The organism is Acidovorax sp. LjRoot194, assembly GCF_964253015.1.
Lineage (GTDB): Bacteria > Pseudomonadota > Gammaproteobacteria > Burkholderiales > Burkholderiaceae_C > Acidovorax.
This window is the reverse complement of record NZ_CAXUQB020000001.1, coordinates 5,582,784-5,607,200: the sequence shown is the minus strand read 5'-3', so window position 1 is coordinate 5,607,200 and position 24,417 is coordinate 5,582,784. Positions and strand designations below refer to the sequence as shown.

Here is a 24,417-nt window from a genome sequence, read left to right as displayed (position 1 = left end):
CAGAAACGACGACGGAAAAGGGTTGCGCGGTGTGCGTGGAATGCTCGGATGGGTGGGCGTATCAGCCGCCCAGCCAGCGCATGGGCACGGTGACGAGCGAGGGGAACAGCACCATGAGGAACATCACGATGAACTGCGCCAGCATGAACGGCATGACGCCGCGCGTGACCTGGCCCATCGAGATGCGGCCCACGCCGGCCACCACGTTGAGCACGGTGCCCACGGGCGGCGTGATGAGGCCGATGGAGTTGTTGATGATGAACAGCACACCGAAGTACACGGGGTCGATGCCGGCGGCCTTGACCACCGGCATGAGCACGGGCGTCATGATGAGGATGGTGGGCGTCATGTCCATGGCCGTGCCGACCACCATCACGAGCACCATGATGGCGATCAGCAGCAGCGTGGGGTTGCCCATGAAGGGCTCCAGCATGCCGATGACCTTGGCAGGGAGGTCGGCCACGGTGATGAGCCAGGCCGACACCATGGCCGCAGCCACCAGGAACATGATCACGGCGCTGGTGCGGGCCGCCGTCTTGAAGATGACGATGAGCTGGCGCCAGGAGAGTTCGCGGTAGACCACCATCGAGACGACGAGCGCGTACATCGCGGCCACCACGGCGGCCTCTGTGGGGGTGAACACGCCCATGCGCAGGCCCACCAGGATGATGATCGGCAGGCCCAGCGCCCAGCCGGCCTCGCGCAGGGCGACCTTCAGTTCAGCCCGCGTGGCGCGCGGCGGAGGTGTGACGTTTTCGCGGCGGCCCACCCACCACCAGGTGAATGCCAGCGACAGTGCCAGCAACAGGCCCGGGAAGATGCCCGCCAGGAACAGCTTGCTGATGGACACGTTGGCGGCCACGCCGAAGATCACGAAGCCGATGGACGGCGGAATGATGGGACCGATGACGCCGGCCGAGGCGATGAGGCCCGCAGAGCGCTCCTTGCTGTGGCCTGCGACCACCATCATGGGCAGCAGCAACGAGGTCAGCGCCGCCGCGTCGGCCACGGCCGAGCCCGACACGGCCGACAAAATCACGGCGGCCATGATGACCACGTAGCCCAGGCCGCCCGGGATGTGGCCGACCAGCGCCAGCGCCAGCTTGACGATGCGGCGCGACAGGCCGCCCACGTTCATGATCTCGCCGGCCAACATGAAGAAGGGCACGGCCAGCAGCGGGAAGCTGTCGGCACCGTTGATCACGTTCTGCGCCAGGATCTGGGCATCGAACAGGTCCAGGTGCCACATCAGCGCCACGCCGCTGAGCAGCAGCGCGTACGCGATGGGAATGCCGATGGCCATGGCCACCAGCAGCGAGCCGAGGAAGATTGCGACGGTCATGGAAAGGGTGCTCCGGGCGGTTTGTTCTCAAGGCGTGAACACGTTGTCAGGGCTTGCCCGAGCCCGGCGCGCTGCGGCCGTCCAGGCTCTGCGCCATGGCAGCGGCATCGGCTTGCTGTACGTCGCGCTGGATCTGCTCGAGCGCAGCCGCCTCTTCGCTTTCCTGCACCATGATCAGTTCGCGGTCGGTGAGCGGCAGGAACAGCGTGCGCAGCAGGTCGCGCAGCAAGATGGCAATGGCCGATGCGCCCATGAGCACCCCGCTGGCGTAGAAGATGCCGACCGAGGCGCCGGTGACTGGGGCTTCGGTCTCCCAGTTGATCAGCGTCTGCGCCCAGCTGCCTGCGAGCAGCAGCCACGATACGTAGATCATCGCCACCTGGGCCAGCACGAGGCAGATCTTCTTGCCCAGGCGCGGCAGCCGGGCCACCATCGCGTCCACGCCCAGGTGGCCGTGTTCGCGCAGCGCCACCACGGCGCCCATGAAGGTCAGCCAGACGAAGAGCCAGCGCGACAGCTCTTCGGACACGGTGATGCCCGAGTTGAAGGTGTAGCGCAGCACCACGTTGCCGAAGACGAGCACCACCATGATGGCCAGGCACAGGCCCGCGAGGGCGTCCAGGGCGCGGGTGTAGCCCCGCAGCACGCGGTCAGCCAGTGCAAACATGGTGTCTCCGTTCTTGTCGTTGATGCCGGTAAATAATTTTGTACGAACTGGTTAGTATTTGATCTAGGTGCAAACCCTGGACCGGGGAGTGCAAGAAAGAATGAGGAACGGGAACGGGAACGGGAACGGGAACGGGAACGGGAACGGGAACGGGAACGGGAACGGGAACGGAGGGCGGGGGCAGCCTGAGCGAGCCGCACGGCCGGCGCAACCGCCGCAGCGCCATCGCACCCGCGCAAGGGCCGCCCCGCTGCGCCGGGTGCGTCCCCCTCGGGGGAATGGCGCGCAGCGCCTCAGAGGGCGTTACTTCAAGAAGCGGACGATCATCTCGATGATCGATGCACGGCGCGCTGCCGTGGCGTCGGCGGAGTCCAGCGAGCGCTTGAAGATGGCGCCGAAGGTGTGCTGATTGGCCACATTGAAGAAGCACAGCGCCGAGATGGACATGTGCAGGTCCACCGGGTCCACGTCGGGGCGGAACACGCCGCTGGCCACGCCGCGCTGGTAGACGTCGCGCACCGCGTGGATCACCGGGATGTTGAGCTCCTGGATGGTGGTGGAGCGGCTGATGAACTCGCCCCGGTGCATGTTTTCGTTCATCACCAGGCGGATGAAGTCGGGGTTGGCCAGCTGGTAGTCGACTGTGAAACCCACCAGCGTGCGCAGGGCTTCTTCGGGCCCGAGGTCTTCGAGGTGCAGCTCCGACTCGATGCGCCGGATGCGGCGGTACGCGTCTTCCAGCACCGCCACGTACATGCCTTCCTTGCTACCGAAGTAGTAGTAGATCATGCGCTTGCTGGTGTTCGTGAGCGCCGCGATCTCGTCGATGCGAGCCCCCGCCAGGCCCTTGTCCGCGAACTCCGCCGTGGCCACCTGCAGGATGTTGGCCATGGTGCGGTCCGGGTCGTTGATCCGCACCCGGTCGGCGCCCGGCGTGGCGGCGGCAGCGCGGGCTGCGCGTTGCCGTGCGGCACGGGGGGTGGTGGCCTTGGCGGCCTTGACGGCCGTGGCAGGCTTGCCAGCCTTCGCAGGCTTGTTCGGTTTTTGAACCATCTCGTTCATAAGCTTCGTAGCATACGGCACGCCCTGGATGTCTCCAGGGCGGCACGGCCACGGCGCCAAGGCACGGCTGTGGCCTGCCAATGCACGCGCAGGCTCAGGAGCACGCGCAGGCTCAGGACGGCTTGGTGTCCGCGAAGCTCGGGCGCAGCATGAGCTTGTCGAGCAGCTTGGCGAGGTTGGGGTACTCGGCGCGCCACGCGATCTCGGGGAAGCGGAACTCCAGCCAGCCCAGGGCGCAGCCCACGGCGATGTCTGACAGGCTCAGGTGGATGCCGCTGCAAAACGGCTTGTCGCCCAGGCCCTGGCTCATGGACTTCAAGCTGTCGTTCACCTTGCGCAGCTGGCGGTCGATCCAGGGCTGGCTGCGCTCGCTGTCCTTGCGGTGGGCCCAGGTGGCTTCCAGGCGCGCCAGGATGGCGGCGTCCACGAGGCCATCGGCCAGGGCTTCCCAGGTCTTGACCTCGGCGCGCTCGCGGCCCTGGCTGGGGATGAGCTTGCCCACGGGCGAGAGGGTGTCGAGGTACTCCACGATCACGCGCGAGTCGAAGACGGCTTCGCCGCCTTCCATCACCAGGCAGGGCACCTTGCCCAGCGGGTTGGACGTGGCAATGGTGGTGTCGTCCGCCCAGACGTTCTCTTGCACGAACTGGTAGTCGAGCTTTTTTTCCGCCATCACGACGCGCACCTTGCGGACGTAAGGGCTGGCAGTGGCTCCGATCAATTTCATGGTGTGGCTTCCAGTGCGCGGTAGTCTGAACAATCGAGTTTGATTCTATCGGCTGCGCCTTGGCACCACCGCCGGGCGGGCCGCAGGTGTGGCAAAGCCGTGACACTGGCCCAACACCTACAATTGCGCGCCATGAGCCTGTCCACCATTACCGCCCTGTCGCCGCTTGACGGCCGTTACGCCAGCAAACTTGCCGCCCTGCGCCCGATCATGAGCGAGCACGGCTACATGCACCGCCGTGTGCAGGTCGAGGTGGCCTGGTTCATCGCCCTGTCCGACGCGGGCTTTGCCGAGTTCAAGCCCCTGACCACCGGCGCACGCGCCTATCTGCTGGGCCTGATCAAGAATTTCTCCGAAGCCGACGCTGCGGCCATCAAGGAGATCGAAAAAACCACCAACCACGACGTGAAGGCCGTGGAGTACTGGATCAAGAGCAAGTTCGAAGCGCGTCCAGAACTCGAGAAGGCCTCGGAGTTCGTGCACTTCGCCTGCACGAGCGAAGACATCAACAACACCAGCCACGCGCTGCAGCTGCGCTCGGGCCGCGACCAGGTCGTGCTGCCGGGCCTGGACCGCATCGTGCTCAAGCTGCGCGAGATGTCGCACGCCTACGCCGACGTGCCCATGCTCAGCCGCACCCACGGCCAGACGGCCAGCCCCACCACGGTGGGCAAGGAGATGGCCAACGTGGTCATGCGCCTGCAGGCCGCCAGCGAGCGCATCGCCAGCGTCAAGATCATGGGCAAGATGAACGGCGCCGTGGGCAACTACAACGCCCACCTGTCCGCCTGGCCCGACTTCGACTGGGAAGCCTTCAGCAAGAAGGTCATCGAGACCCCCGAACCGCTGGGGCTGGGCCTGACCTTCCAGCCGTACTCGATCCAGATCGAGCCGCACGACTACATGGCCGAGCTGTTCGACGCCGTGGCGCGCGCCAACACCATCCTGATCGACCTGTCGCGCGACATCTGGGGCTATGTGAGCCTGGGCTACTTCAAGCAGCGCCTCAAGGCCGGCGAGATCGGCTCGAGCACCATGCCGCACAAGGTCAACCCCATCGACTTCGAGAACGCCGAAGGCAACCTGGGCCTGGCCAACGCGCTGCTGCGCCATCTGTCCGAGAAGCTGCCAATCAGCCGCTGGCAGCGCGACCTGACCGACAGCACGGTGCTGCGCAACATGGGCGTGGCGCTGGGCTATGCGGCGCTGGCGTACGCCTCGCTGCTGGCGGGCCTGAACAAACTCGAGTTGAACGAAGAAAACCTGGCCGACGACCTCGACTCCGCCTGGGAAGTGCTGGCCGAGCCCATCCAGACCGTGATGCGCCGCTTTGGCGTGCAGGGTGCGTACGAGAAGCTCAAGGAAGTCACGCGCGGCAAGACGGTGACGGCAGAGGCGCTGCACGGGCTGATCCGCTCGCTGGAGATCCCTGAAGCCGAGAAGGACCGCCTGCTGGCCATGACGCCGGGCAGCTACACGGGCAAGGCGGCGGAGCTGGCCCGGAGGGTGTAGCCCCCTGAGGCGCTTTGCGCCTTCCCCCCAAGGGGGACGCACCCGATGGCCTGGCGAAGCCAGTCCCACGGATGCGCTGGCTTGGGCAGTGCCCATAGGTTGCTGCTGCCGAGTCGCGGTGCGCATCTGTTTTTTTCAAGCCTTTTTGGCCTCCACCGCTTGATAGGCAAGCGGCGGAAGCTATGACATTTATAGCAAGGCCCCATGGCAATCAAATCCACGATCTTCAAGGCGCATCTCTCGATCGCCGACATCGACCACGGCTACTACGCCGACCATGCGCTCACCCTGGCCCGCCACCCCAGCGAAACCGACGAGCGCATGATGATCCGCCTAGTGGCCTTGGCCATTCAGGCCCACCAGCTCAACGACCTGTGCAAGGGCGACGGCACGCTGACCTTTGGCGCGGGGCTGTCCGACCCGGACGATCCCGATGCGTCGCTGACCGACTTCACGGGCCGCAAGCGCGTGTGGATCGAGGTGGGGCAGCCGGAAGACAAGCCGCTGACCAAGGCCTGCAGCAAGTCTGACGCGGTGATCGTCTATTGCTTTCACCATGCGGCCGAGGTGTGGTGGCGGGGCATCGAGCCGAAGCTGTCTCGCCTGGAAAAACTGCAGGTCTGGCGCATACCCACCGAGGCATCCCAGGCGCTGGCCCAGTTGGCCGAGCGCAGCATGCAGCTGCAGGCCACGGTGCAGGAGGGCGCGATCACCCTGAGCAGCACCCAGGGCAGCGTGCATGTGGAGCCTGTGCGCTGGAAGTGACCCCGGATTCCAGGGCTCAGCGTTCATTAATTGGGAAAAAAGAAGCTACCGCTTGATAGATGGGCGCTGGCAGCTATTAATTTGATAGTGATTGCGCGGCATCGCATTCCGCCGCGCTGAATTCCTTCGCTGTGGCGGTGCCGGTCAATCGCGCGGCATGAGCGCGCCGCACTGCCAGCACTGCTCGAAGCCGCCCTCCACCATCTCGCCACAACGGCAGGTCCAGCGGCGCTGGGGCAGGTCCTCCAGTGCCTGGAGCAGACTGCGGGCAGGGGTGGCGTGTTCGTCGTACTCCAGCCAGATCTCGGGCAGGCACTGGTCGGGCGGCAGGTGGCCGGCTGCGGCGCCCAGGTACTGGCGCTGTACCGATGCTGCCATGCCCGCCTCGCACAGCAGGTCTGCCCAGAGCGTGGCAATCGCGATGTTCGGGGCTTGGGTCAGGCGCAGCATGGGCCCACCATAGCGGTTTGCTCCCGTGGCGTACAGCCCTGCGGCCATTCAACCCTCGGGCCTGCTTCCGGTCGGAGTGCTGTCGTATCTGCCCCAACCTGCTCCAGTCTGCGGCGCCTGCCGCACCTGGTCGCACCTGGCCGCAGTGACCGACTGGCAGATCTTTAGGATGCGGCCTCGGCAGCCGACGCCCTGGACGACGCGCCTTCGGCCGCACGCTCTGCGTACCGGTTGAAGCGCCAGGCCGAGTGCTCCAGCGTGATGCGCCGCCACACCACGCGCTTTTGCACCGGCGTGAATGCGGGCCAGAACTGCACTTCGTCAAACGTGCGCCCGCAGCCTTTGCACAGGTCGTCGCCCTGGCTGGTGGAGCAGATGGCGATGCACGGCGTGTCGGGCGTGGTGTCGTACCAGGCCTGCCACGCGGCCTGGGCCTCGGGCGGCACGGCGGCTTCGTCCACCTCGTCCTCGCGCCGGAACACCATGAGCGCGTACAACTCCCCCAGCGCCCGGATCTCCGGCGCCAGGCTCACTCCATCGGGCGACGGGGAGCGCCTGCGCCAGTGGTTGATGGCGGCTTCGATGTCGGTGATGTGGAGGGCGGCCATTGGAGAAAGATCAGAAGGGGCTGGATCATAGCTGCCCGTCCCGGGGCCTCCTGCCAACGGTGTTATTCGCTTGCGACGGGTGCTCTGGCAGAGATTCATGGGTCCGCTGTAAGCATTAACCACAACGAGTCGCCCTTGCGCGCAGGCGCTGGCGATGTTCCAATCGCAGCTTCGAAGGGGAGTAGCTCCCGACTTGCCACCCGGCGCGGCCAGAACCCTGGCGGACCGGGCGGCGAGGCATCGGATACGTCGTCAGTACGAAGCGAACCATCGCTTCCGGCGGTCCGGGCCTGGCGCACACAGTGCGTCAGGTCGAGCAAGACCTTTGATGGGCCCTGCATGGGCTGATCAAGGCCGCCCTTCGCATGTCAATGCCCCACCGTGGGCGAGCCCTTGATCCATCTATCGCAGGCCCTCTATCCCTTGGACGGACTCGGCGCTACAGTGGCGGCGTGGTCCTCCTTTTGCGCGCTTTGATACAGAGGAATTTATGGATTTTTTGGCTTCGCCCGAGTTCTGGGTCGCCCTAGGGCAGATCATCATCATCGACATCCTGCTGGGAGGCGACAACGCGGTGGTCATTGCGCTGGCCTGCCGCAAGCTGCCACCTGCGCAACGTACCAAGGGCATCATCTGGGGCACCGCCGGTGCCATCATCCTGCGGGTGATCCTGATCGCATTTGCGATGACGCTGCTGGCGCTGCCGTTCCTCAAGTTCGTGGGTGCATTGCTGTTGGTGTGGATCGGCATCAAGCTGCTGGCTCCCGATGAAGACGGCCACGGCGACGTGCAAGGCAGCGACAAGCTGCTGGCAGCCATCAAGACCATCATCGTGGCCGACCTGGTGATGAGCGTCGACAACGTCATCGCCATCGCCGGTGCCGCGCAAAATGCCGGCGAACATTCCTTCCTGCTGGTGGTGCTGGGCCTGCTCATCTCCATCCCGATCATCGTCTGGGGCAGCCAGCTGGTCATCAAGCTCATGGAGCGCTTCCCCCTGATCATCACGGCCGGCGGCATGCTGCTGGGCTGGATCGCTGGCGGCATGCTGGTCACCGACCCCGTGTTCGCCAACCCCGACAAGTGGCAGTGGATGGTCAAGCTGCCGCAGACGGACCTGATCCGCTACGGCGCCAGCGTCGCAGGTGCACTGCTCGTCCTGGCCGCCGGCAAGTTCATCATGTCGCGCCGTGCGGCGGCTGCGCCTGCCGAACAGCACTGATCGGGCAGAGCTCTCAGGAATCGGACGAAGGCCTGGCGGGCAACGTCGCTCGCCAGGCCTTTGGTTCTCAACAGGAGGTGGTGGTATGGACAGAGTCATCGTGTACGTGGACGACGCGGCGTACGCCGAGCAGGTGCTGGCGCCGTTGTTTGCCCGGGACGCAAGCCGGCAGACCGAATGGGTGCTGGTGGCCTGTGCTCCCCGCATGACCCACCGCATCAGCAAATGGGTGAGCCACAGCGCGCGCGAGAACTGGCGCGCCAAATGGGCCGACAAGCTCTTTTCCCAGATCCTCCCTGCGCTGCGCGCGCCTGCCAGCAGCGTGACCACCGTGGTGGCCAAGGGACCGCTGGTGGAGCTGACCGAACAGCTGCAGGCAGCGCAGCCTTCGGCCGCCCAGGTGGTGGACGCCCGCCGACCCAAGGCCGACAACCTGCAAGAGCAGAACGCCGCGGGCCGCCACTGGTCGTCGCCCCGGCCGGGCACGCTGCTGGGAAGCTTGCTCACGGGCTTTGGTGTCCTGTGGGTGCTGGCGCTGGAATAGCGCTGGTGCCGCGGTCCGCTGCGCGGACCGGATGGTGATGAGAGGGCCCCATGGGCCCTTTTTCTTTGCGGTGGGCCGGTGCTATTCTTTGGCCATGAAACTAATTCTCAAATGGCTGCTGAGCGCAGCGTCGCTGCTGTTCGTGGCCTACATCTACAGTGGCGTCGAGGTGCAGAGCTTCACCTCGGCGTTGATCGCGGCCTTTGTCATCGGCCTGTTCAACGTGGTACTGCGGCCCATTCTGGTGGTGCTGACCTTGCCGGTCACCATCGTCACGCTGGGGCTCTTCCTGTTTGTGATCAACGCGCTGATGTTCTGGGCTGCAGCTGCTGTGCTGGACGGGTTTGGGGTGCAGGGTTTCGCGGCAGCCCTCATCGGGTCATTGATCTACACCGTCCTGGGCGTCCTGATCGAGTCAGCGCTCGGCGGTTTGTTCACGAAGAAGTAGCTCCACGGCACGCAGCCGCGTGTCGATGATGGACGCTTCGATGTGGTCCACCTGCGGCCCACCGCGCCGCGCCAGGTCCTGCCCCGCCTTGAAACGATCCACTGCGGCCGCGTAGTCGTAACGCGCTGCGTGCGCCTCGGCCTCGGCGCGCACGGCCCGCAGGGGCTGGCCCTGGGCTTGCCAGTTGGAGGCCAGCAGCTGCCAGACGGTGGCGTCGCGGGGGTGCGTGGCCACCCAGGTCTGCAGCGCGCCCGTGCCGTCCGCCGGCCGTCCCAGGCGCAGCAGGGCCTGACTGCGCAGCGCCAGCTCTGGTCGGCGCGTGCCGGCCTCCGTGGGCAGCGCGCTGAGGGCCGCGCCAGCATCGCCCGCGCCGAGTTCGATCTCAGCGCTCAGCAGGCGGGTCAGCCGATGGGCGGCGGGGTCATGGCGAGAAATCTCATCCAGCTTCTGGGCCGCCGAGCGTGCACCCTGGGCATCGCGCAGCTGATTGCTGCCGAGCGCCGCTGCGTACAGCACGGCAGCGCGGCGCGTGGCCGGCAGCGAGGCAAAGCCCGTGCCCTGAGGCTCGGCCACCCACTGGCGCAGCGTATCGACACCGGGGTTGGACAGCACCCGCGCCCTGGCGGCCACCATCGCATGCTCCATCGTGCCCACCGGCGGCGAAATGCCCGCAGCCGCTGCGCCGGGCGGCGTGCGCGAATGCATGTCCGCCATGCGCTCGCTGGTCAACGGATGGCTGCGGAGATAGGGCCAGGAACCGTTGTCGTTCAAGCGGTTGGCTTGCTGGAGCTTCTCGAACATGCTCACAAAACCCTGGGGCGCAAACCCTGCAGGCGCCATCAGCCCGTAGCCGATCCGGTCCGCCTCACGCTCCATGTCGCGTGAAAAGTTCAGCTGGTTCTGCATGGCGAGCGCCTGCCCACCCACTACCAGGGCTTGCGTCGCGCCCGGGTTCTTGCTGGCTGCCAGCGCGCCCAGGATCATCGCCCCCAGAAGCAGCGGCGTCTGCTTGCTCTGCTGCGTGATCAGGCGCGAGATATGGCGCTGCGTGACGTGGCTCAACTCGTGCGCCAGCACCGAGGCCAGCTCGTCGCGGGTAGTGACCACCCCGATGAGGCCCAGATGCACCCCCAGGTAGCCCCCGGGCAAAGCAAACGCGTTCACCGTCCGGTCGCGCCCCAGGAGAATCTCCCAGGCAAAGCGCTCGTCCAGCTCGGGCGAGAGCTCGCCGCGGGCCTTGGCGGCCGCCACCAGGGGTTGCCAGATGCCCTGGACGTAGTCGCCCACCACGGGGTCGTCGATGTAGTCTGGGTCACGGTAGAGCTCGCGGATAATGCGGTCACCCAGCCGGCGTTCGGCGCTGGTGGTGAGGTCGCTGTTGTCGCCGAGGGTGGGTAGACTGGTTTGGGCCCGGGCTACCTGCACATGGACGGTGCCAAGCGCTATCAAAATAGAAGCTGTCAATGACCGAATGGCAATCGCTACCAGCTTGAAGACTCTGAAATTGGGCATCGGGAGAGTAGGAGGCTTGCGGGAGCTTGCCCGCGCTCTTGAGCGGTTCCACATGCTCGTATGATGCCTTGAACCGCTGAATGTTTCGTCATCAGCTCCGTAACTACCGCAACACTCAAGATATGTCTTCCCTGACCCACTTCGACGCCCAGGGCCAAGCCCACATGGTAGACATTGGTGCCAAGCCTGCGACGCACCGTATTGCGGTTGCTATTGGGCGTATCCAGATGCAACCTGCCACCCTCGGGATCATTGAGGGCGGCATGGCCAGCAAAGGTGACGTGTTAGGAGTAGCGCGTATCGCGGGGATCATGGGCGCCAAGAGGGCGAGTGACTTGATTCCCTTGTGCCATCCAGTCGCTTTAACGCGAGTAACAGTAGATTTTGAGTGCTTGCGTGTTGATAGCGCAGTGCAGTGCACAGCGGCTGTCGAAACTATAGGGCCTACAGGTGTAGAGATGGAAGCACTTGCTGCTGTACAGGTGGCGCTGCTCACAATTTATGATATGTGCAAGGCAGCTGACCGTGGAATGGTGATTCAGTGCGTGCAGGTGGTAGAAAAACACGGAGGCAAGTCCGGCAGCTTTGTGGCGTGAGGATTTTTTCAGGTACTTGAAAAGGGTTCTGGAAATCAGGCCTCCCCGCTTCATTCGACAAAAAAGGAAGGTGTGGTCGGGCACTTTTCTTGCTTATAAATCATTTTATCATTGGTTGGCACATGAATCAGCACATCGAATCGGACGCGGAAGCGCATAGTGGTAGTCGCTTAGGGCTTTTGGCCATTTTTGTCTTGTCCGGTTTTGCAGGTTTGATTTACCAGTCTATCTGGTCGCATTATCTGGGGCTTTTCCTTGGCCACGCTGCTTATGCGCAAGCGCTGGTGCTGGCCATCTTTATGGGTGGAATGGCCATTGGTGCAGCTTGGATTGCCAAAGCAGGCCAGCGGTGGCGCAATCTCATTCGTGGATATGCGGTAATTGAAGCCGTCATCGGTGTGTTGGGTCTGTCGTTCCACTGGTTTTTTACCAACATTACCGAGTTTAGTTACGACACGCTGATACCGGCTTTGGGGGACCCTACTAGCGTTCTGCTGCTTCGCTGGATTGTTGCTGCCATCTTGATCCTGCCACAGACCATTTTGCTAGGAATGACTTTCCCGTTGATGAGTAGTGGACTTATACGCCGCTTTCCCGACAGCCAAGGTCGCCTGCTCGGAGGGCTTTATTTTGCCAACAGTATTGGCGCGGCAGTGGGCGCTCTCGTAGCAGTGTTTGTACTGCTTCCATGGGTCGGGCTTCCTGGGGCAATGGTGGCAGCAGGGATTTTGAACTTCCTGGTGGCTGCAGTGGCGTGGTGGCTTGCACGCGATTCTGAGCCGTTGCCTCGCCAAGCGGCACTTTCAGCAGGGCCAGACGAGAGCCTGCGCAACAACCCTCTGCTACGTGTCGTTCTGCTCGGCACTGCTTTGTCGGGTGCGGCATCGTTCGTTTACGAGATCGTTTGGATTCGAATGCTGAGCATGGCAGTGGGAAGTACCATGCACGCTTTCGAGTTGATGCTGGCCTCGTTCATTGCTGGCATCGCGCTGGGCGGCTTGTGGGTGCGTAAACGTGCCGACCTCACGGTGAACCCGCTGAGATTGGTGGGTTGGATGCAGATCTGCATGGGGGTGGCAGCGCTGGCCTCTTTGGCCGTTTACGCCAACGCTTTTTCGTGGGTGGGCTGGCTTATTCAGTCGCTGGCTCCGAGCGATGGAGGCTACGCGCTATTCAATTTGGGCACTGCGTCGATTGCGATTGCCATCATGCTGCCAGCAGCTTTTTTTGCTGGCACGACACTGCCCTTGTTCACGGTCACTTTGCTGCGCGCTGGATGGGGCGAACGCGCGATTGGACGGATTTATGCTTGGAATACCTTGGGCGCCATCGTTGGCGTATTTGCTGCCATCCACCTGTTGATTCCTTCGGTTGGCCTGAAGCTGACGCTTTGCATTGCTGCGTTGCTTGATCTAGTGATCGGTCTCGTACTGCTGCGTCGCGAAGTGACAAGTCCGCGTGCTATGCGCGGCTTTGGATTGGGTGTGGCATTGTCTGCCGTGGCGATGATCATCGCAGTGCGCATTCCGTTTGACCCAATGCTACTTGCATCCGGTGTCTTCCGTCATGGAAATTCGTCACTCTCAAAGGATAGCAAAATCATCTACATGCGAGATGGCAAGACCGCCAGTGTGTCCGTGACCGCGCAGCCAGGGGGAATGGTTGCGATTGCCACCAACGGCAAACCCGATGCAGGTGTAATGATGAGGGATGGTGGCTTCCCCACAACCGATGAGCCTACTATGGCCCTTCTGGGCACTCTTCCCCTTGCGTTACACCAGCGGCCCGAGCGGGTGGGAGTAATTGGTTTCGGCTCAGGGTTGACTACACACTCGCTGTTGGGAGATGCGCGTTTGCGTAATGTCGATACGGTAGAAATCGAATCTGCCATGGTGACAGGTGCGAGGGCGTTTGGTACGCGGGTGGAGCGCGCATATAATGATTCACGGTCAAACGTGGTGATCGATGATGCAAAGACATACTTTGCTGGGCAGCGGCAAAAATACGACATAATTATCTCTGAACCGTCGAACCCGTGGATTAGCGGCGTAGGAACACTGTTTTCCAAAGAGTTCTACAAGTTCATTCCTCGACATCTTAATGATGATGGCCTGTTTGTTCAATGGGTTCAACTGTATGAAATAGACGGTGCGCTGGTCAGTTCAATTTTGAATGGATTGACTCCAGGATTCAATGATTACGCTGCATGGCTTACCAACTTCGCTGACATGGTCATCGTAGCTAGCCCTAAAGGTCATGTTGGAGAACCGGATTTTTCACATTTGATGAAAGGTCCTTTAAAACCTGAGCTTGAGCGTCTGGGCTTGTCATCCCCTGAGCAGGTAGCTTTCAGAAAAGTAGCAGATGGCCGGGTGTTGCGTGGCCTTGCTCGTTTGCATGCCACCAGGCCCATTAATTCGGATTATTTGCCCATTTTGGGTCTTGAGGCGCCTAAAACCCGTTTCGCTAGGGCAACGGCGACTGATCTGCTGGACTTAGCCCATCAGGGGGCACCCATGTTGGAAGCCTTGGGAGTGCGTAAGCCACTCGATCAGGCCCAGCCTTCCGCCATGAGCCATTTCCCGCCTGAGACAGCCAGTCGCCAAGCACGTGCACTGGCGGCGTATTTGCGCGGAGATCCTACAGATGAATTGGTAGCGGGATTGGGAGCTTACCCCTTGTCTGCCGCCGTCCTATTGAAGAATTCAGCATCAGATACTTGTAAAGCTGCTCCAGCCACTGAACAAAAGCGTCAGGAATTCGCGGCTGCGCTGCGTCAGTTGGCAGATACAACAATAACGTTTTTGCCGCCGTCATTGCTGGAAGGTGTATGGATTCGTCCGCAATGGATGCCATGCAAAAGCCGCCTCGATGGCTTTGCAACAGCGTTTGATTTATTAGAGGCCCTTGCCAAGCGTGATTACAATTCCATGCAGCGAATGGGACAGGCATGGTTGGAAAACCCTCCTGCGGACCCTGCGTTACGTCGAGAGTTTGATCAGGTTGCCCTCTCGCATGTGCTTCTTGCACAAGCGCATCAAGGGCGCTGGAAAGAGCTGGTGGAAATAGAGAGAAAATACGGCATTAAGGTAAATTCACAAGGTGCTTATCAAAAGCAGCGAATGCTACTGCTGGCGATGGCGAACGAATAGATCGATTTAGACTGCAGCCGTCGGACGACACACAATGGTCGTTCCGATGCGGTTCACTCAAGGCGCAAATCGGCAGTTTGCGGGGACATATCTGTAAGCCGTTGGCGCATCTATGGCGCAGCCCCACACCACCGGATCGCCAATTTTCAAGGCGTTGCTTGGAACCCCAGAGTTGCCTACGGTACCGCTACCGGGAGTCAAGATCAGCGCTTTGCCCAAGAGGACTGTGTTAATCTGACCGCCATAGGTAATAGAAATTGCCCCTTCCTTGGCGACAGGCGATGTCACGTCTGTTATGGCTGAAATGGCAATCGATTTAACGTGTGTGCCAGCCTTGTACTCATAGTTGTATGAACCAGCTGCCGATATGCCACTACCTGCATAGGCAGCAATACCTCCGCTGTTAGTACTGGCAAAAGTCTCTGTCACCGAAGTCTTCGCAGTGCTCGCTAGACCTAAGCCTTCGGAAATGCGTGCACGCACAACGTAGTCTTGGTAAGCTGGTAATGCCACAGCCGCCAGGATACCGATAATGGCTACTACGATCATCAACTCGATGAGGGTAAAGCCTTGCTGGAAGCTGGGTTTCATAAATTTCTCCTGCCTAGACTTGTGGCTAGATGTCTACCCGATCATCGGCATGTTTCAGCAGCTTTCATGCCTGTGGAATAAAGTGCACCGCGAATTTCAGAAAAATCCGTCAATGGGTGCGTAGGCGAGTGGTTGGCCAGTTGTGCGGTGGAGCAATACAATCCATTCCATACTGCGACGGCTTACCAAAGGTAACCATACCAAATCAGCCACGTCCACTCCCGCCTCCTTCACGGCTTTATCCAGTAAAGGCCGCTGGGCAGACCTGGCGCTTGCTAACAAATCCAGAGGGCGAGCACGCTTCAGCATGTCAGGTACTCCCTCGGAATAGCTTTGCCACCATCCAGGACGCACTGATGGCTCCTTGCCCGCCAGAGAAAGCTCGACACTATTCAGCAATTCGTCACTATCTCGTGGAGCCCGTACGCTTAGCCAAGTCGGGCCAGTCCAGGGCAACACACGGAGCTCCGGCGAGGCCTGTGGCAAATCTGCGGAGTCGATATCAACCGCGCTAACAACGCGCAGCCTGTCTACCTCAAAGACAACATGTACTGGTCGCCCTTCTGCTACTGTGTACAGTCCATACCCCAGAGCCGCGATTTGAATACATGCAATAAGCGTGCAATCTACAGTCAGCGCAAGCTTCGTTTTGCGGTCGTTCCATAGTAGGAATGTAAGCATAGGGCCGCAGACGGCATCAACCCCTGCAACAAGCCCTAGCAGGCCCAAGCCCCCCAGCATTGTGTGCAGCGGCCAAGGATACCAAACTAAGAAAATCAGCATGGCTACCAAGAGTGCAACTGCCAGCGATACTAGAAGATGCACAAGGCTTGCACGACGCGCCGAGATTCGAACAGGGTTAGGGGTGGACAGGGTAACAGTAGGGGTCATTCTCAAGCGACTAAAGATCGGAAATGAAAAAAGCGCCCATTAAGGGCGCTTTTGTGCATCAGGGGCGATCCCCGTGGACTTTAAGGCCCTGCTTTACTTCACGAAGCGGCAGTTGGCGGGTACGTACTTGAACACTGGCGTAGACTTCACGCCGCAGCCCCAGACAACAGGGTCGGATTGGACCAGCGCGGCAGCAGGGTTGGCAGAATTGTTCACGAGGCCAGAACCGGGAGTCAGGTACAACACATTGGAGCCGGCCGCAACCTTGTCCATGGCGGCGCCCGCAGCACCGGTCTTCAGATAGGTCACTGTGATAACGCCAGATGTATTCAAGACGGGCGCAGTCACGTCTGTAATTTCTGCAATCGCGACGCTATCCACGACGGAACCTTTGGTGTAGGTGTAGCCGTAGACCGACTCGCCAACAGCGGGAGCAGGCTGGGCACCGAAGCCAGGGTAAGCGATGACTTTGCCACCGTTGGCATTGGTGAAGGTTTCTGCTACCGCCGTCTTGGCCGAGCCAGCCAAGGACAAGCCTTCAGTCACGCGTGCGCGCACGGTGTAGTCTTGGTAAGCGGGGAGAGCAACAGCCGCCAGAATGCCGATGATGGCCACCACGATCATCAGTTCGATCAGGGTGAAACCCTTTTGCATGAAACGCTTCATAAAAACTCCTTGGAAGTCAATTGCAACTAACAACCTGCAGAACGACTCTTCAGGTCTGCTACTGTTAAGCAATTCCTGTGCCACCTATCATCTGCTTACAAGTTAACAACTTTCGAGGCCATGTCTGTAGAGGCGGGGTACCTGGAGAAGTGCAAAACTGTACTTAAGGGAGTGAGTGACAATTTTGTTCTGCCAAGAGTGTCACCAATTGCTTCTTACGTGTCTTTTGAGACTTGGCCATCTGCGGATTTCAATTGCGTGTACGTGTCGCATGCGCAGTGCGTTAATCTGCGCTGCGCAACTCTGATGCAGATCGGTTCAGACAAAAAATTCATCGCCTGCACGGAGCCAGTTGATTCCTAAAGACGCTGAGGCGCTGTGCGCCGATGCCACATTAAGCATTGCTTGGATTTCCTGCATAATCACGTCTGTTTCCGCTGGCTTTGTATGGGTGATGTAGATCTTGCAGTCTCCGCACTTAAAGTGCTGCAGCTCTTCAATAAGAGTGCAAGGCGCCAGGTGTTTAGAAAGACGAGCTAAAGCGTTTTCGCGCTCGCTAAACGCTGTTTCAATAACAAGCATCTTTACCGGCAACTTGTTCAATCGCTTCCAGAATTCGGGATTGCGTTCGGTGTCTCCAGTGAATACCCACCAACCGGAAATGCCACATATGGCATAGCCCAAGGCTGGAACTGTGTGGACTGCGGGAAGGGCTTCTATCAACAAACCGGACGCGTTACGCTGTTCCCCGATTTGCAAAGGGAAAAACCGCATGAAAGGCTGGTCCGACGAGGGAAGTGCCTCGAAATTTGGCCAGATAACGTTGTTGAAGACATGCGTTCGCAGAGCCTCGATGGTTGCTGGGAGCGCATGGATCTGCACTGGTGCGCTGCGCATTGACGACACAGCGTCAAGCATTAACGGAAGTGCTGCGATGTGATCGAGATGGGAATGAGTGAGAAAAACATGGTCAATCTTTCGCATTTCTTCGAGCGTTAAATCGCCGACGCCCGTCCCCGCATCAATCAAAACGCTGTGGTTGACGAGAAATGAGGTGGTCCGGCAGTCCCTTGCTATGGCACCAGAGCAACCCAGCACACGAATTTTCATGGGCGCAGCCTGTGTTTATTTAGTGTCGAAATTGTTCGCGCCGTCCCACTTGGGGTCAAAAGGTCGCATAAGCCGACCCTGTACGCGGGAACCGTACATGCTATAAAGACCAGACGAGGGTTGGATTTGCATTAAATCCGCTATAAGCTCGTTGCATATTGTCCAGTCTTGAGCGCGATAAGCCACGAGAAAATTTTGCCAAAGAGAGAGTTCGTGGGACCGTCCTGCCATTGTGGCGTCTAGCTGAGCAACAGGGGTGAAAATTGCAACCGACTCTGCTTTACCTTTAACACGTACTCGATCTAACTCTTGCCAAATGAAGTGGACTGCCTGGATACGCGTAGTTTCGCTCACAACGGTAAGCACTGCATACTTCTTGGAGAGGCCTTCCAGCCGCGAAGCCAGATTTACCGAATCACCAATCACTGTGTAACTGCGCCTTATATCTGATCCCATATCACCCACACACATATTGCCCGTGTTGAGTCCAATACCAATACCGATCTCCGGCAGACCCCGCTCTCGGTGCAGCAGGTTCACCTCTTTGATGGCCCGGGCCATGTCAAGAGCAGCCTGCACGGCCAATCGGGCGTGATCCGGGGTCGCAACCGGTGCACCCCAAAACGCCATCACACAGTCTCCCATGTATTTGTCGATCGTGCCGCGGTGGCTGCGGATGATATGCGTCAGTCTGCTGAACACGTCATTGAGCAAGGCCTGCAACTGCAACGGCTCCATCTGTTCAGACATTGCGGTGAACCCCCGCATGTCGCAAAACATCACCGTCAACTCTTGGTTGCTGGCCTGCATGCTGTAATTGTCGGGCTCCTTCACCATCTCATCCACCAGTTCTGGGGGTACGTAGGTGCCAAAAAGAGCGGCCAATTCACGTTTGGAGCGGCTTTCCACAAAATAGCCATAGACCATGTTCAGCGTGAACGCCAAAAGAACCATCACGACCGCGCTGGCCAGGGGCAGTGCCAGACCGTGGCTGAGGTAGAGCCACAGATTGAGAACGGTCAAGCCGCTCACCAACCCCACACTCAGCAAGACAGCCCATGCGGCGGACAGCGCGGGCAACGCAAATGCCAGCAGCAAGCCCGCGCACACAAGCTGCAATGCGTCAAACCCGACGGCATAGTCCGGTCGGACAATGTTCTTGCCGTCGAGAAACGCAGACAAGACATTGGCATGCGTCTCGACGCCGGGATAGGCGCGGCCTACCGGCGTGACTCTCAAATCCAGCAAACCCGGCGCTGTGGACCCAACCAGGATCATCCGATCCTTGAGCTCGTTGGGAGGGAGTTTGCCCTCCAAAACGTCCGAAGCGGAGAGATAGCGAAACGACCCACCGCCAACGTCGCCGGGGCCACGGAAGGGAATAAGGGTGGCCAATCGGTCATCCACCGGGAGAGCCAGCGAACGCCCGTCCTGAACCAGTGCAACACTGTGCAGCGTGTCATAGGTGCCATCCGGCGCAGGGTTTGCAAAGCCGGGGTGGATTTCGGGCAGGCCCAACGCGGTGCGAAACATCGCCAATGCAAGCGATTCATAGTACCTGCCTTGGTACTCTGCGAGCAAAGGCAAGGCACGCACCACTCCGTCTTCATCGGTCACTGAGTTGAAGAAGCCTGCGACGGGCACCGCACCAGCGATGATGTCGATATTGCTGCCATACCCTCCCCACGAATATGTCTTGAGGGGCAGGCCACGCAAGCGTTCTGACGAAAGTGCAGGAGGCGGTAGGATGCCTTTGGTTCGACCCTCCTTGTCACTGGTGAGGTAGTAGCCCAGCACCGCCGGGCGCCCCTTCAATGATTCAGCGAAGAGGGAGTCGAAGTCCAGAGATGGCGCCAGACGCTCCAGCTGTGTTCTGAATGCCGGTTGGTCGCTCAGCGCGCCTTGTGCCAGCTGTTGCAGGTTACGGAGTCCCGAGCTCCCATCGGCCTCTGCAAAAAGAACATCGAAGCCCACGACGGCCACCTGTTGCCGCTCGAACAGCTCTGTGGCAAGGGTGGCCATCTTGTCGCGGCCCCAGGGCCAGTGGCCTACCCGCTCCAGGCTTTTTTCATCGATATCGACGATGACAATGCGTTCGTCCAAGGTGCGCGGCATGGTGGCGCGCAATCGGATGTCATAAAAGATGTTGTCCAGCCGCTCCAGCATCGGCAGGGGAAGAATGCCGGACAGGTGCAGCAGCGCAAAGACGAGAGGGACCAGCGTCACTGCCGTGCGCCGCCAGCGTCGGCGAGCCAGCTGCGCGATGTTCTTCCACATGATTTCCGGCGTGGGTGATGCTGGGAATCGGAAGTTTGGGCCAAAAGCTCAGGCGATGCAGGTCGGCCCGTTCATTCAGCCTGCCCGTCAGCTCTGCTCGAACTGCATTTCCGTCCCGGCCAATTCCAGCCGGTCGCCGTTTTTCAGCGGCACGGGTGACGCGCTGATCGCCGCCCCGTTGAGCAGCGGCATGTCGGGGCCTTCCACATGGGCCAGCACAAATCCATGGTGGCGCTTGGTGATGGACGCCACAGCCACGCCGGGTTTACCGATGGTGGTGACCACCTTCAGAAGGGACACCTCACGACCCGCTGCCGCGCCAGACATGACCCGGATGACTGCCGAAATGGGCGGATGCGCTGCTGCTGCCAGCGGCGCAGGACGAGATGCCGCTCCGATGGGCGGTGGCACCATCCCCGGCTTGAAGATCATCGTCTTCTCGAAGTTCTGCCCTTCGGCCTCGTGCATGAAGCGGATCTTGTACTTGCCCACCTCGATGGTGTCGCCGTTGCGCAGTTCCTGGCGCTTGACCGCCTTGGCATTTACATAGGTGCCGTTGGTGCTGCCCAGGTCTTCGATTTCGACATCCTGCTCCAGCATGTGGATCACTGCATGTTCGCCACTGACCGCAAGGTTATCGATCACGATGTCGTTGTACGGCCGACGGCCGAGCGTGGTGCGCTCTTTGGTCAGCTGGACTTCCTTGATGACGACGCCGTCGATTGAAACGATCATTTTGGGCATGATCCACTCCTGATGTGATGAGTAATTGTTGTGTTGGGAGCCCTTCAAGAGGCTCCTAGCAATCGGGACACAAGGCTGCGTTTTTTACCCCCTGCCGCAGCCTGCACCAGCAGTACGCTCACGTTATCACGGCCACCGTTCGCGTTGGCGGTGTCGACGAGCAGTGTGGCTTTTTCTTCCAGCGGTATCGGCGCACGGACGAGTTCGGCCAGGTCCGCGTCGGCCACCATGTCGGTCAGGCCGTCGGAGCACATGAGAAACAGGTCGTTGGGCGCCACCTGAAACTCGTTGACTTCCATCATCACGTTCGGCTCCACGCCCAGCGCGCGGGTGACGAGGTTGCGGTTGGTGGACAACGCCGCCTGCTGGGCCGTGAGCAAGCCTGCATCGACCTGCTCCTGCAGCCAGGAGTGGTCGCGTGTGATCTGTTGCATCGCACCATCGCGCAGGCGGTAGCAGCGTGAATCGCCGATGTGGCCCAGAATCAGCCGGCTGCCGTGAAAGACGCCGACCACCAGCGTGGTGCCCATGCCCGCATATTGGGGGTTCGACAACGACGCCCCCAGAATGGCATGGTTGGCGTTTTCCACGCAGATCTCCAATGCCCGGCGGACGTCCGTGGTTTGCGGCGTGGTGCCGGCCTGGCCGAGCCAGCGGGACATCTCGGTACGGATGAAGGTGGTGGCCATGCCGCTGGCGACCTCGCCGGCGTTGTAGCCCCCCATGCCATCGGCCAGGATGGCGACCTGCGCATCGCGGTCGACAGCTACCGCGTCTTCATTGTTCGTACGCACGCGACCCTTGTCAGTCCGCGCGAAAAATTCGTAGGTCATGGATGTTGGGGCGAGCGTCATCGGGCGCTTGAAATCGGCGGGGATGCCGCGGCCCGCCCCGCGGGTGTCTCCATCACGGTTTCCTGAAAATCCACCATCTCATGCCCTGTTGCATCGCGGTCCGCATCATAGACGACTGCTCCGGCCTCTGGGGCACCCGTTTGTCCAGCCTCAGCGCCCGCCTGCCGCAGAGCGTCGGCGAATTGCCGGCCCGTTTGGTAGCGCGCCTCCGGGCGCTTCTGGAGGGCGGTGGCTACCGCGTGGGCCACGGCAGGGGTGAGTTCAGGCCTGATTTGGCGGATGTCGGGCGCATCCACGCTGGCGATCTTGTGCATGAGTTCCGTCATCGACTCGCCGCGCAGTGGCAGCGAGCCCGTCAACAGCTGAAACAGCGTGACGCCGAGCGAATAAAGATCAGATCTGCCGTCCACCTTCTTGCCCGCCAGTTGCTCGGGCGACATGAAGCTGGGCGTGCCCAGTACGAGACCTGTGCGCGTCTTGCTCGAATCCGTGATGCGGGCGATGCCGAAATCCGTGACCTTCACCGTGTCCGTGACGCCGTCGAACATGATGTTGGCCGGCTTGATGTCGCGGTGCACCACCTGGTGGGCATGGGCGTAGTCCAAGGCCTCGGCCACGCGGGCCGCTATCGAAAGCACGGTGGGCACCGGCAGCAGCTGGTCAGCGCGGCATGCGGGCACCAGGTCTGCGCCTTTGAGGAACTCCATGGCGATATAGGCCAGGTCGTGCTCTTCGCCGGCATCGAAGATCGTCACGATGTGCGGGTGCTGCAAGCGTCCTGCGGTCTCGGCCTCTCGAAAGAAGCGGGTTCTCGCGTCGACCAGCGCATCGCCTTCGAACTCCTCGCTCAAGGCCAGCGTCTTGATCGCCACCACGCGGCCAATCTTGGGGTCCCGACCCTGGTACACGACGCCCATGGCGCCTTTCCCGATTTCCTTGTCGATGTGGTAGCGGCCCAGCATCGGGATTGCAACGCCCGCATCCCCCGGCAAATGTGGCAACTGCGACGGCAGGGACGACGGCGTGCTGGTCGGCGCGTCGGCTGCCTGCAGCTGGGCCCGAACGCGCTTGTAGCGGCTGCGGGCGTCCTTGTAGTCGCGGTTGTGCTGAAGAATGTGCTTGTAGACGGCCTTGGCCTTGGCCAAGTTGCGCTTGCGTTCAAAGTCCTGGGCGAGGTGGTAGAGGTTGTCCATCACCGCATCGCTCTGCGGCACCTTGCGCAGGCGTTCGAACGCCATGTCGAGTTGCCCCTGGCCCTGCAGCGCCAACGCCATCATGCGGTCGGTTTCTCCCGCATCGGCCGACTGGGCCCCGGCAGCCGTGCCTTTCAATGACAGGACTGTGTGGGCGAGCAGCCCGGCAATGAGCGCCACCACCCCGGCCAGTAACGGCACCCACAGGCCTGCGTGGCGCAGCAGGGCCCATTCCAGCCCCGCCAGCACGACGATCAATGCCGCAGCGGCCACCCAGCCTGCGGGGCGCGAGAGCTTGGGAAGCGCCAACGCCGCAAACACCAGCGCGAGCACGGCGGCGCCCCACGACGCTGCCGAGGCCCACGGCGGCCGCTGCACGCTCTGGCCCAGCCGAATGGCGGACACGGTGTGCGCCAGCACTTCCACGGGGTAGGCGGTTTGTCCGCTCGGCAGGGCCCGTGGCGTTGCCAGGGCTTCGCTCATGTCGCCGACCAGAACGAGTTTTCCGCTGAAGGTTTGGGAAGGCACCTTGCCCTGTAGCACGCTGGCCAGGGATGTTACAGGGAAGACCGGTGCGTTTTCTGCCGCGGCATGAAAGCGGGGGCGCATCACGGCAGAGGCGTCGGTCGCGACCTGCAGCCCGCCCAGCCGCAGGCCGGACGGCGTGTCGGCCACGCGGACTTCGCTCGGACCGAGGTGCAGGCTGTGGCGTGCCGCCAGCAAAGCGAGCGACGGCAGACCGATGTTGTCGTAGCGCACCAGCAACGGCACCTGCCGCACGACACCGTCCGCATCCGTGTCCGCCGCCATGGTGCCCACGCCTGCTGCAGCTGCGCCAAGGCCGGTGATGGGGTACTGGACAGACTTGGCTGTCACAGCGAACGCTCCGGGGTCTGCCAGCGCGTTGCGGTGCGCGTAGGAGGGCAGTGGCACCGACGTGCCTGTCGATGCGTATCGAGAGGCCAGGAGGACATTGCCCGCACGCTGGATGCTCGCCGCCAGGCGGGCATCGGTGTCCAGGTCGTTTTCCGCTGCGGCGGCCAACTGGTTCAGCTCGGTCGATGTGGCCGATGTGTCGCCGGAGCGCGCCAGCGTTTCGCGGATCTTTCGGATGTGGGCGAGGCCGCGATCGGATTGCGGCTCGAACAAGGGGCTGGTCAGGACGATGGTCTTGGCGCCGGCACCCGCCAACTGGTCGATCAGCTTGGCATCGAGGTCGCGCCCCCACGGACGGTGGCCGAAGGCTTTGAGGCTTGCATCGTCGATGCCGATGATGGCGATCTCGGGGAGCGGTGCAGGCGCTGTGATGCTGGATGCAGCGTCATAGACGGCGTTTTCCAGCCATGGCACGGCGCCGGTGGCGACCAGCAACGCGGTCAAGCCGGCGGCCGTCAGAGCCGCCAGAACACCGTCGGTACGCCATTGGCCACGCTGCCGTCCCGAGGTAATTCGTCCCACTTGCTGTCGTTCCGCTCTGAGTTTGA

General features: G+C 61.4%; 22 protein-coding genes. 7 read left to right on the top strand and 15 right to left on the bottom strand.

Annotated features, from left to right (window positions below):
* Positions 1-61 precede the first annotated feature (61 nt).
* From ACSQ3N_RS25465 to ACSQ3N_RS25450, 4 genes are all read right to left on the bottom strand, one after another.
* Complete coding sequence (locus ACSQ3N_RS25465; protein ID WP_056171240.1) at positions 62-1,342, bottom strand: TRAP transporter large permease; 1,281 nt, start codon at positions 1,340-1,342, stop codon at positions 62-64.
* Positions 1,343-1,388: 46 nt separating this feature from the next.
* Positions 1,389-2,009 carry a TRAP transporter small permease gene (locus tag ACSQ3N_RS25460; RefSeq protein ID WP_436147796.1) on the bottom strand — a complete coding sequence of 207 codons (621 nt, stop codon included), beginning with the start codon at positions 2,007-2,009 and terminating at the stop codon, positions 1,389-1,391.
* Positions 2,010-2,312: 303 nt separating this feature from the next.
* Positions 2,313-3,071, bottom strand: a complete 759-nt coding sequence (locus ACSQ3N_RS25455; RefSeq protein ID WP_436147795.1) for a TetR/AcrR family transcriptional regulator — start codon at positions 3,069-3,071, stop codon at positions 2,313-2,315.
* A 112-nt stretch (positions 3,072-3,183) separates the two neighbouring features.
* Complete coding sequence (locus ACSQ3N_RS25450; protein ID WP_056171236.1) at positions 3,184-3,798, bottom strand: glutathione S-transferase N-terminal domain-containing protein; 615 nt, start codon at positions 3,796-3,798, stop codon at positions 3,184-3,186.
* 132 nt (positions 3,799-3,930) lie between these two features.
* Here ACSQ3N_RS25450 and purB point away from each other — a divergent pair, with 132 nt between their 5' ends.
* Positions 3,931-5,310 (top strand): adenylosuccinate lyase, encoded by a 1,380-nt coding sequence (gene purB / locus ACSQ3N_RS25445; protein WP_056171234.1) that lies wholly within the window; start codon positions 3,931-3,933, stop codon positions 5,308-5,310.
* 204 nt (positions 5,311-5,514) lie between these two features.
* Positions 5,515-6,075: a YaeQ family protein gene (locus tag ACSQ3N_RS25440; protein WP_056171232.1), complete on the top strand. Its 561-nt coding sequence runs from the start codon at positions 5,515-5,517 to the stop codon at positions 6,073-6,075.
* Positions 6,076-6,219: 144 nt separating this feature from the next.
* Here ACSQ3N_RS25440 and ACSQ3N_RS25435 read toward each other — a convergent pair whose 3' ends face one another.
* A complete protein-coding gene (locus tag ACSQ3N_RS25435; protein WP_056171229.1) occupies positions 6,220-6,525 on the bottom strand; it encodes a hypothetical protein in 306 nt (101 codons plus the stop codon).
* Between the two features lie 164 nt (positions 6,526-6,689).
* Positions 6,690-7,133, bottom strand: a complete 444-nt coding sequence (locus ACSQ3N_RS25430; RefSeq protein WP_056171227.1) for a DUF3717 domain-containing protein — start codon at positions 7,131-7,133, stop codon at positions 6,690-6,692.
* A 490-nt stretch (positions 7,134-7,623) separates the two neighbouring features.
* On the opposite strand from ACSQ3N_RS25430, the gene ACSQ3N_RS25425 reads away from it, so the two are divergent.
* The 3 genes from ACSQ3N_RS25425 (at position 7,624) to ACSQ3N_RS25415 (ending at position 9,347) form a co-directional block, all read left to right on the top strand.
* On the top strand, positions 7,624-8,355 hold the full coding sequence (locus ACSQ3N_RS25425; RefSeq protein WP_056171225.1) for a TerC family protein: 732 nt from the start codon (positions 7,624-7,626) through the stop codon (positions 8,353-8,355).
* A gap of 85 nt (positions 8,356-8,440) precedes the next feature.
* Positions 8,441-8,899: a hypothetical protein gene (locus tag ACSQ3N_RS25420; RefSeq protein ID WP_056171223.1), complete on the top strand. Its 459-nt coding sequence runs from the start codon at positions 8,441-8,443 to the stop codon at positions 8,897-8,899.
* Positions 8,900-8,993: 94 nt separating this feature from the next.
* Entirely contained in the window at positions 8,994-9,347 is a 354-nt protein-coding gene (locus ACSQ3N_RS25415) for a phage holin family protein (protein ID WP_056171221.1), read from the top strand.
* On the opposite strand, the gene ACSQ3N_RS25410 is transcribed toward ACSQ3N_RS25415, so the two are convergent.
* On the bottom strand, positions 9,315-10,859 hold the full coding sequence (locus tag ACSQ3N_RS25410) for a M48 family metalloprotease (RefSeq protein WP_056171218.1): 1,545 nt from the start codon (positions 10,857-10,859) through the stop codon (positions 9,315-9,317). The genes ACSQ3N_RS25415 and ACSQ3N_RS25410 overlap by 33 nt on opposite strands.
* A 122-nt stretch (positions 10,860-10,981) precedes the next feature.
* On the opposite strand from ACSQ3N_RS25410, the gene moaC reads away from it, so the two are divergent.
* A complete protein-coding gene (moaC, locus tag ACSQ3N_RS25405; RefSeq protein ID WP_056171216.1) occupies positions 10,982-11,455 on the top strand; it encodes a cyclic pyranopterin monophosphate synthase MoaC in 474 nt (157 codons plus the stop codon).
* A 122-nt stretch (positions 11,456-11,577) separates the two neighbouring features.
* Positions 11,578-14,607, top strand: a complete 3,030-nt coding sequence (locus ACSQ3N_RS25400; RefSeq protein ID WP_056171215.1) for a fused MFS/spermidine synthase — start codon at positions 11,578-11,580, stop codon at positions 14,605-14,607.
* A 57-nt stretch (positions 14,608-14,664) separates the two neighbouring features.
* Here ACSQ3N_RS25400 and ACSQ3N_RS25395 read toward each other — a convergent pair whose 3' ends face one another.
* The 8 genes from ACSQ3N_RS25395 to ACSQ3N_RS25360 all read right to left on the bottom strand — a co-directional run bounded on the left by ACSQ3N_RS25395 (position 14,665) and on the right by ACSQ3N_RS25360 (position 24,313).
* The gene (locus ACSQ3N_RS25395; RefSeq protein ID WP_082517040.1) at positions 14,665-15,198 is read right to left on the bottom strand and encodes a pilin; all 534 of its coding nucleotides are present in this window, start codon (positions 15,196-15,198) and stop codon (positions 14,665-14,667) included.
* A gap of 96 nt (positions 15,199-15,294) precedes the next feature.
* Positions 15,295-16,089: a TfpX/TfpZ family type IV pilin accessory protein gene (gene tfpZ / locus ACSQ3N_RS25390; protein WP_369817179.1), complete on the bottom strand. Its 795-nt coding sequence runs from the start codon at positions 16,087-16,089 to the stop codon at positions 15,295-15,297.
* 93 nt (positions 16,090-16,182) lie between these two features.
* On the bottom strand, positions 16,183-16,755 hold the full coding sequence (locus tag ACSQ3N_RS25385) for a pilin (protein WP_056171213.1): 573 nt from the start codon (positions 16,753-16,755) through the stop codon (positions 16,183-16,185).
* Between the two features lie 318 nt (positions 16,756-17,073).
* Entirely contained in the window at positions 17,074-17,865 is a 792-nt protein-coding gene (locus tag ACSQ3N_RS25380; RefSeq protein WP_056171211.1) for a 3',5'-cyclic-nucleotide phosphodiesterase, read from the bottom strand.
* A 15-nt stretch (positions 17,866-17,880) separates the two neighbouring features.
* The gene (locus ACSQ3N_RS25375; RefSeq protein ID WP_056171208.1) at positions 17,881-20,142 is read right to left on the bottom strand and encodes a CHASE2 domain-containing protein; all 2,262 of its coding nucleotides are present in this window, start codon (positions 20,140-20,142) and stop codon (positions 17,881-17,883) included.
* Between the two features lie 87 nt (positions 20,143-20,229).
* Positions 20,230-20,886 (bottom strand): FHA domain-containing protein, encoded by a 657-nt coding sequence (locus ACSQ3N_RS25370; protein ID WP_056171205.1) that lies wholly within the window; start codon positions 20,884-20,886, stop codon positions 20,230-20,232.
* A 44-nt stretch (positions 20,887-20,930) separates the two neighbouring features.
* Positions 20,931-21,719, bottom strand: coding sequence for a Stp1/IreP family PP2C-type Ser/Thr phosphatase (locus ACSQ3N_RS25365; protein ID WP_082517039.1), 789 nt, complete (start codon positions 21,717-21,719; stop codon positions 20,931-20,933).
* A gap of 17 nt (positions 21,720-21,736) precedes the next feature.
* Positions 21,737-24,313, bottom strand: a complete 2,577-nt coding sequence (locus tag ACSQ3N_RS25360) for a CHASE2 domain-containing serine/threonine-protein kinase (protein WP_436147794.1) — start codon at positions 24,311-24,313, stop codon at positions 21,737-21,739.
* Positions 24,314-24,417 lie beyond the last annotated feature (104 nt).

Coding starts and splice junctions, on each gene's coding strand:
- ACSQ3N_RS25370 (WP_056171205.1), bottom strand. CDS start 20,886: ATGCCCAAAATGATCGTTTCAATCGACGGCGTCGTCATCAAGGAAGTC.
- ACSQ3N_RS25415 (WP_056171221.1), top strand. CDS start 8,994: ATGAAACTAATTCTCAAATGGCTGCTGAGCGCAGCGTCGCTGCTGTTC.
- ACSQ3N_RS25450 (WP_056171236.1), bottom strand. CDS start 3,798: ATGAAATTGATCGGAGCCACTGCCAGCCCTTACGTCCGCAAGGTGCGC.
- ACSQ3N_RS25460 (WP_436147796.1), bottom strand. CDS start 2,009: ATGTTTGCACTGGCTGACCGCGTGCTGCGGGGCTACACCCGCGCCCTG.
- ACSQ3N_RS25420 (WP_056171223.1), top strand. CDS start 8,441: ATGGACAGAGTCATCGTGTACGTGGACGACGCGGCGTACGCCGAGCAG.
- ACSQ3N_RS25375 (WP_056171208.1), bottom strand. CDS start 20,142: ATGTGGAAGAACATCGCGCAGCTGGCTCGCCGACGCTGGCGGCGCACG.
- ACSQ3N_RS25385 (WP_056171213.1), bottom strand. CDS start 16,755: ATGAAGCGTTTCATGCAAAAGGGTTTCACCCTGATCGAACTGATGATC.
- ACSQ3N_RS25425 (WP_056171225.1), top strand. CDS start 7,624: ATGGATTTTTTGGCTTCGCCCGAGTTCTGGGTCGCCCTAGGGCAGATC.
- ACSQ3N_RS25380 (WP_056171211.1), bottom strand. CDS start 17,865: ATGAAAATTCGTGTGCTGGGTTGCTCTGGTGCCATAGCAAGGGACTGC.
- purB (WP_056171234.1), top strand. CDS start 3,931: ATGAGCCTGTCCACCATTACCGCCCTGTCGCCGCTTGACGGCCGTTAC.
- ACSQ3N_RS25400 (WP_056171215.1), top strand. CDS start 11,578: ATGAATCAGCACATCGAATCGGACGCGGAAGCGCATAGTGGTAGTCGC.
- ACSQ3N_RS25465 (WP_056171240.1), bottom strand. CDS start 1,342: ATGACCGTCGCAATCTTCCTCGGCTCGCTGCTGGTGGCCATGGCCATC.
- ACSQ3N_RS25365 (WP_082517039.1), bottom strand. CDS start 21,719: ATGACCTACGAATTTTTCGCGCGGACTGACAAGGGTCGCGTGCGTACG.
- ACSQ3N_RS25410 (WP_056171218.1), bottom strand. CDS start 10,859: ATGCCCAATTTCAGAGTCTTCAAGCTGGTAGCGATTGCCATTCGGTCA.
- ACSQ3N_RS25395 (WP_082517040.1), bottom strand. CDS start 15,198: ATGAAACCCAGCTTCCAGCAAGGCTTTACCCTCATCGAGTTGATGATC.
- ACSQ3N_RS25430 (WP_056171227.1), bottom strand. CDS start 7,133: ATGGCCGCCCTCCACATCACCGACATCGAAGCCGCCATCAACCACTGG.
- ACSQ3N_RS25440 (WP_056171232.1), top strand. CDS start 5,515: ATGGCAATCAAATCCACGATCTTCAAGGCGCATCTCTCGATCGCCGAC.
- moaC (WP_056171216.1), top strand. CDS start 10,982: ATGTCTTCCCTGACCCACTTCGACGCCCAGGGCCAAGCCCACATGGTA.
- tfpZ (WP_369817179.1), bottom strand. CDS start 16,089: ATGACCCCTACTGTTACCCTGTCCACCCCTAACCCTGTTCGAATCTCG.
- ACSQ3N_RS25455 (WP_436147795.1), bottom strand. CDS start 3,071: ATGAACGAGATGGTTCAAAAACCGAACAAGCCTGCGAAGGCTGGCAAG.
- ACSQ3N_RS25435 (WP_056171229.1), bottom strand. CDS start 6,525: ATGCTGCGCCTGACCCAAGCCCCGAACATCGCGATTGCCACGCTCTGG.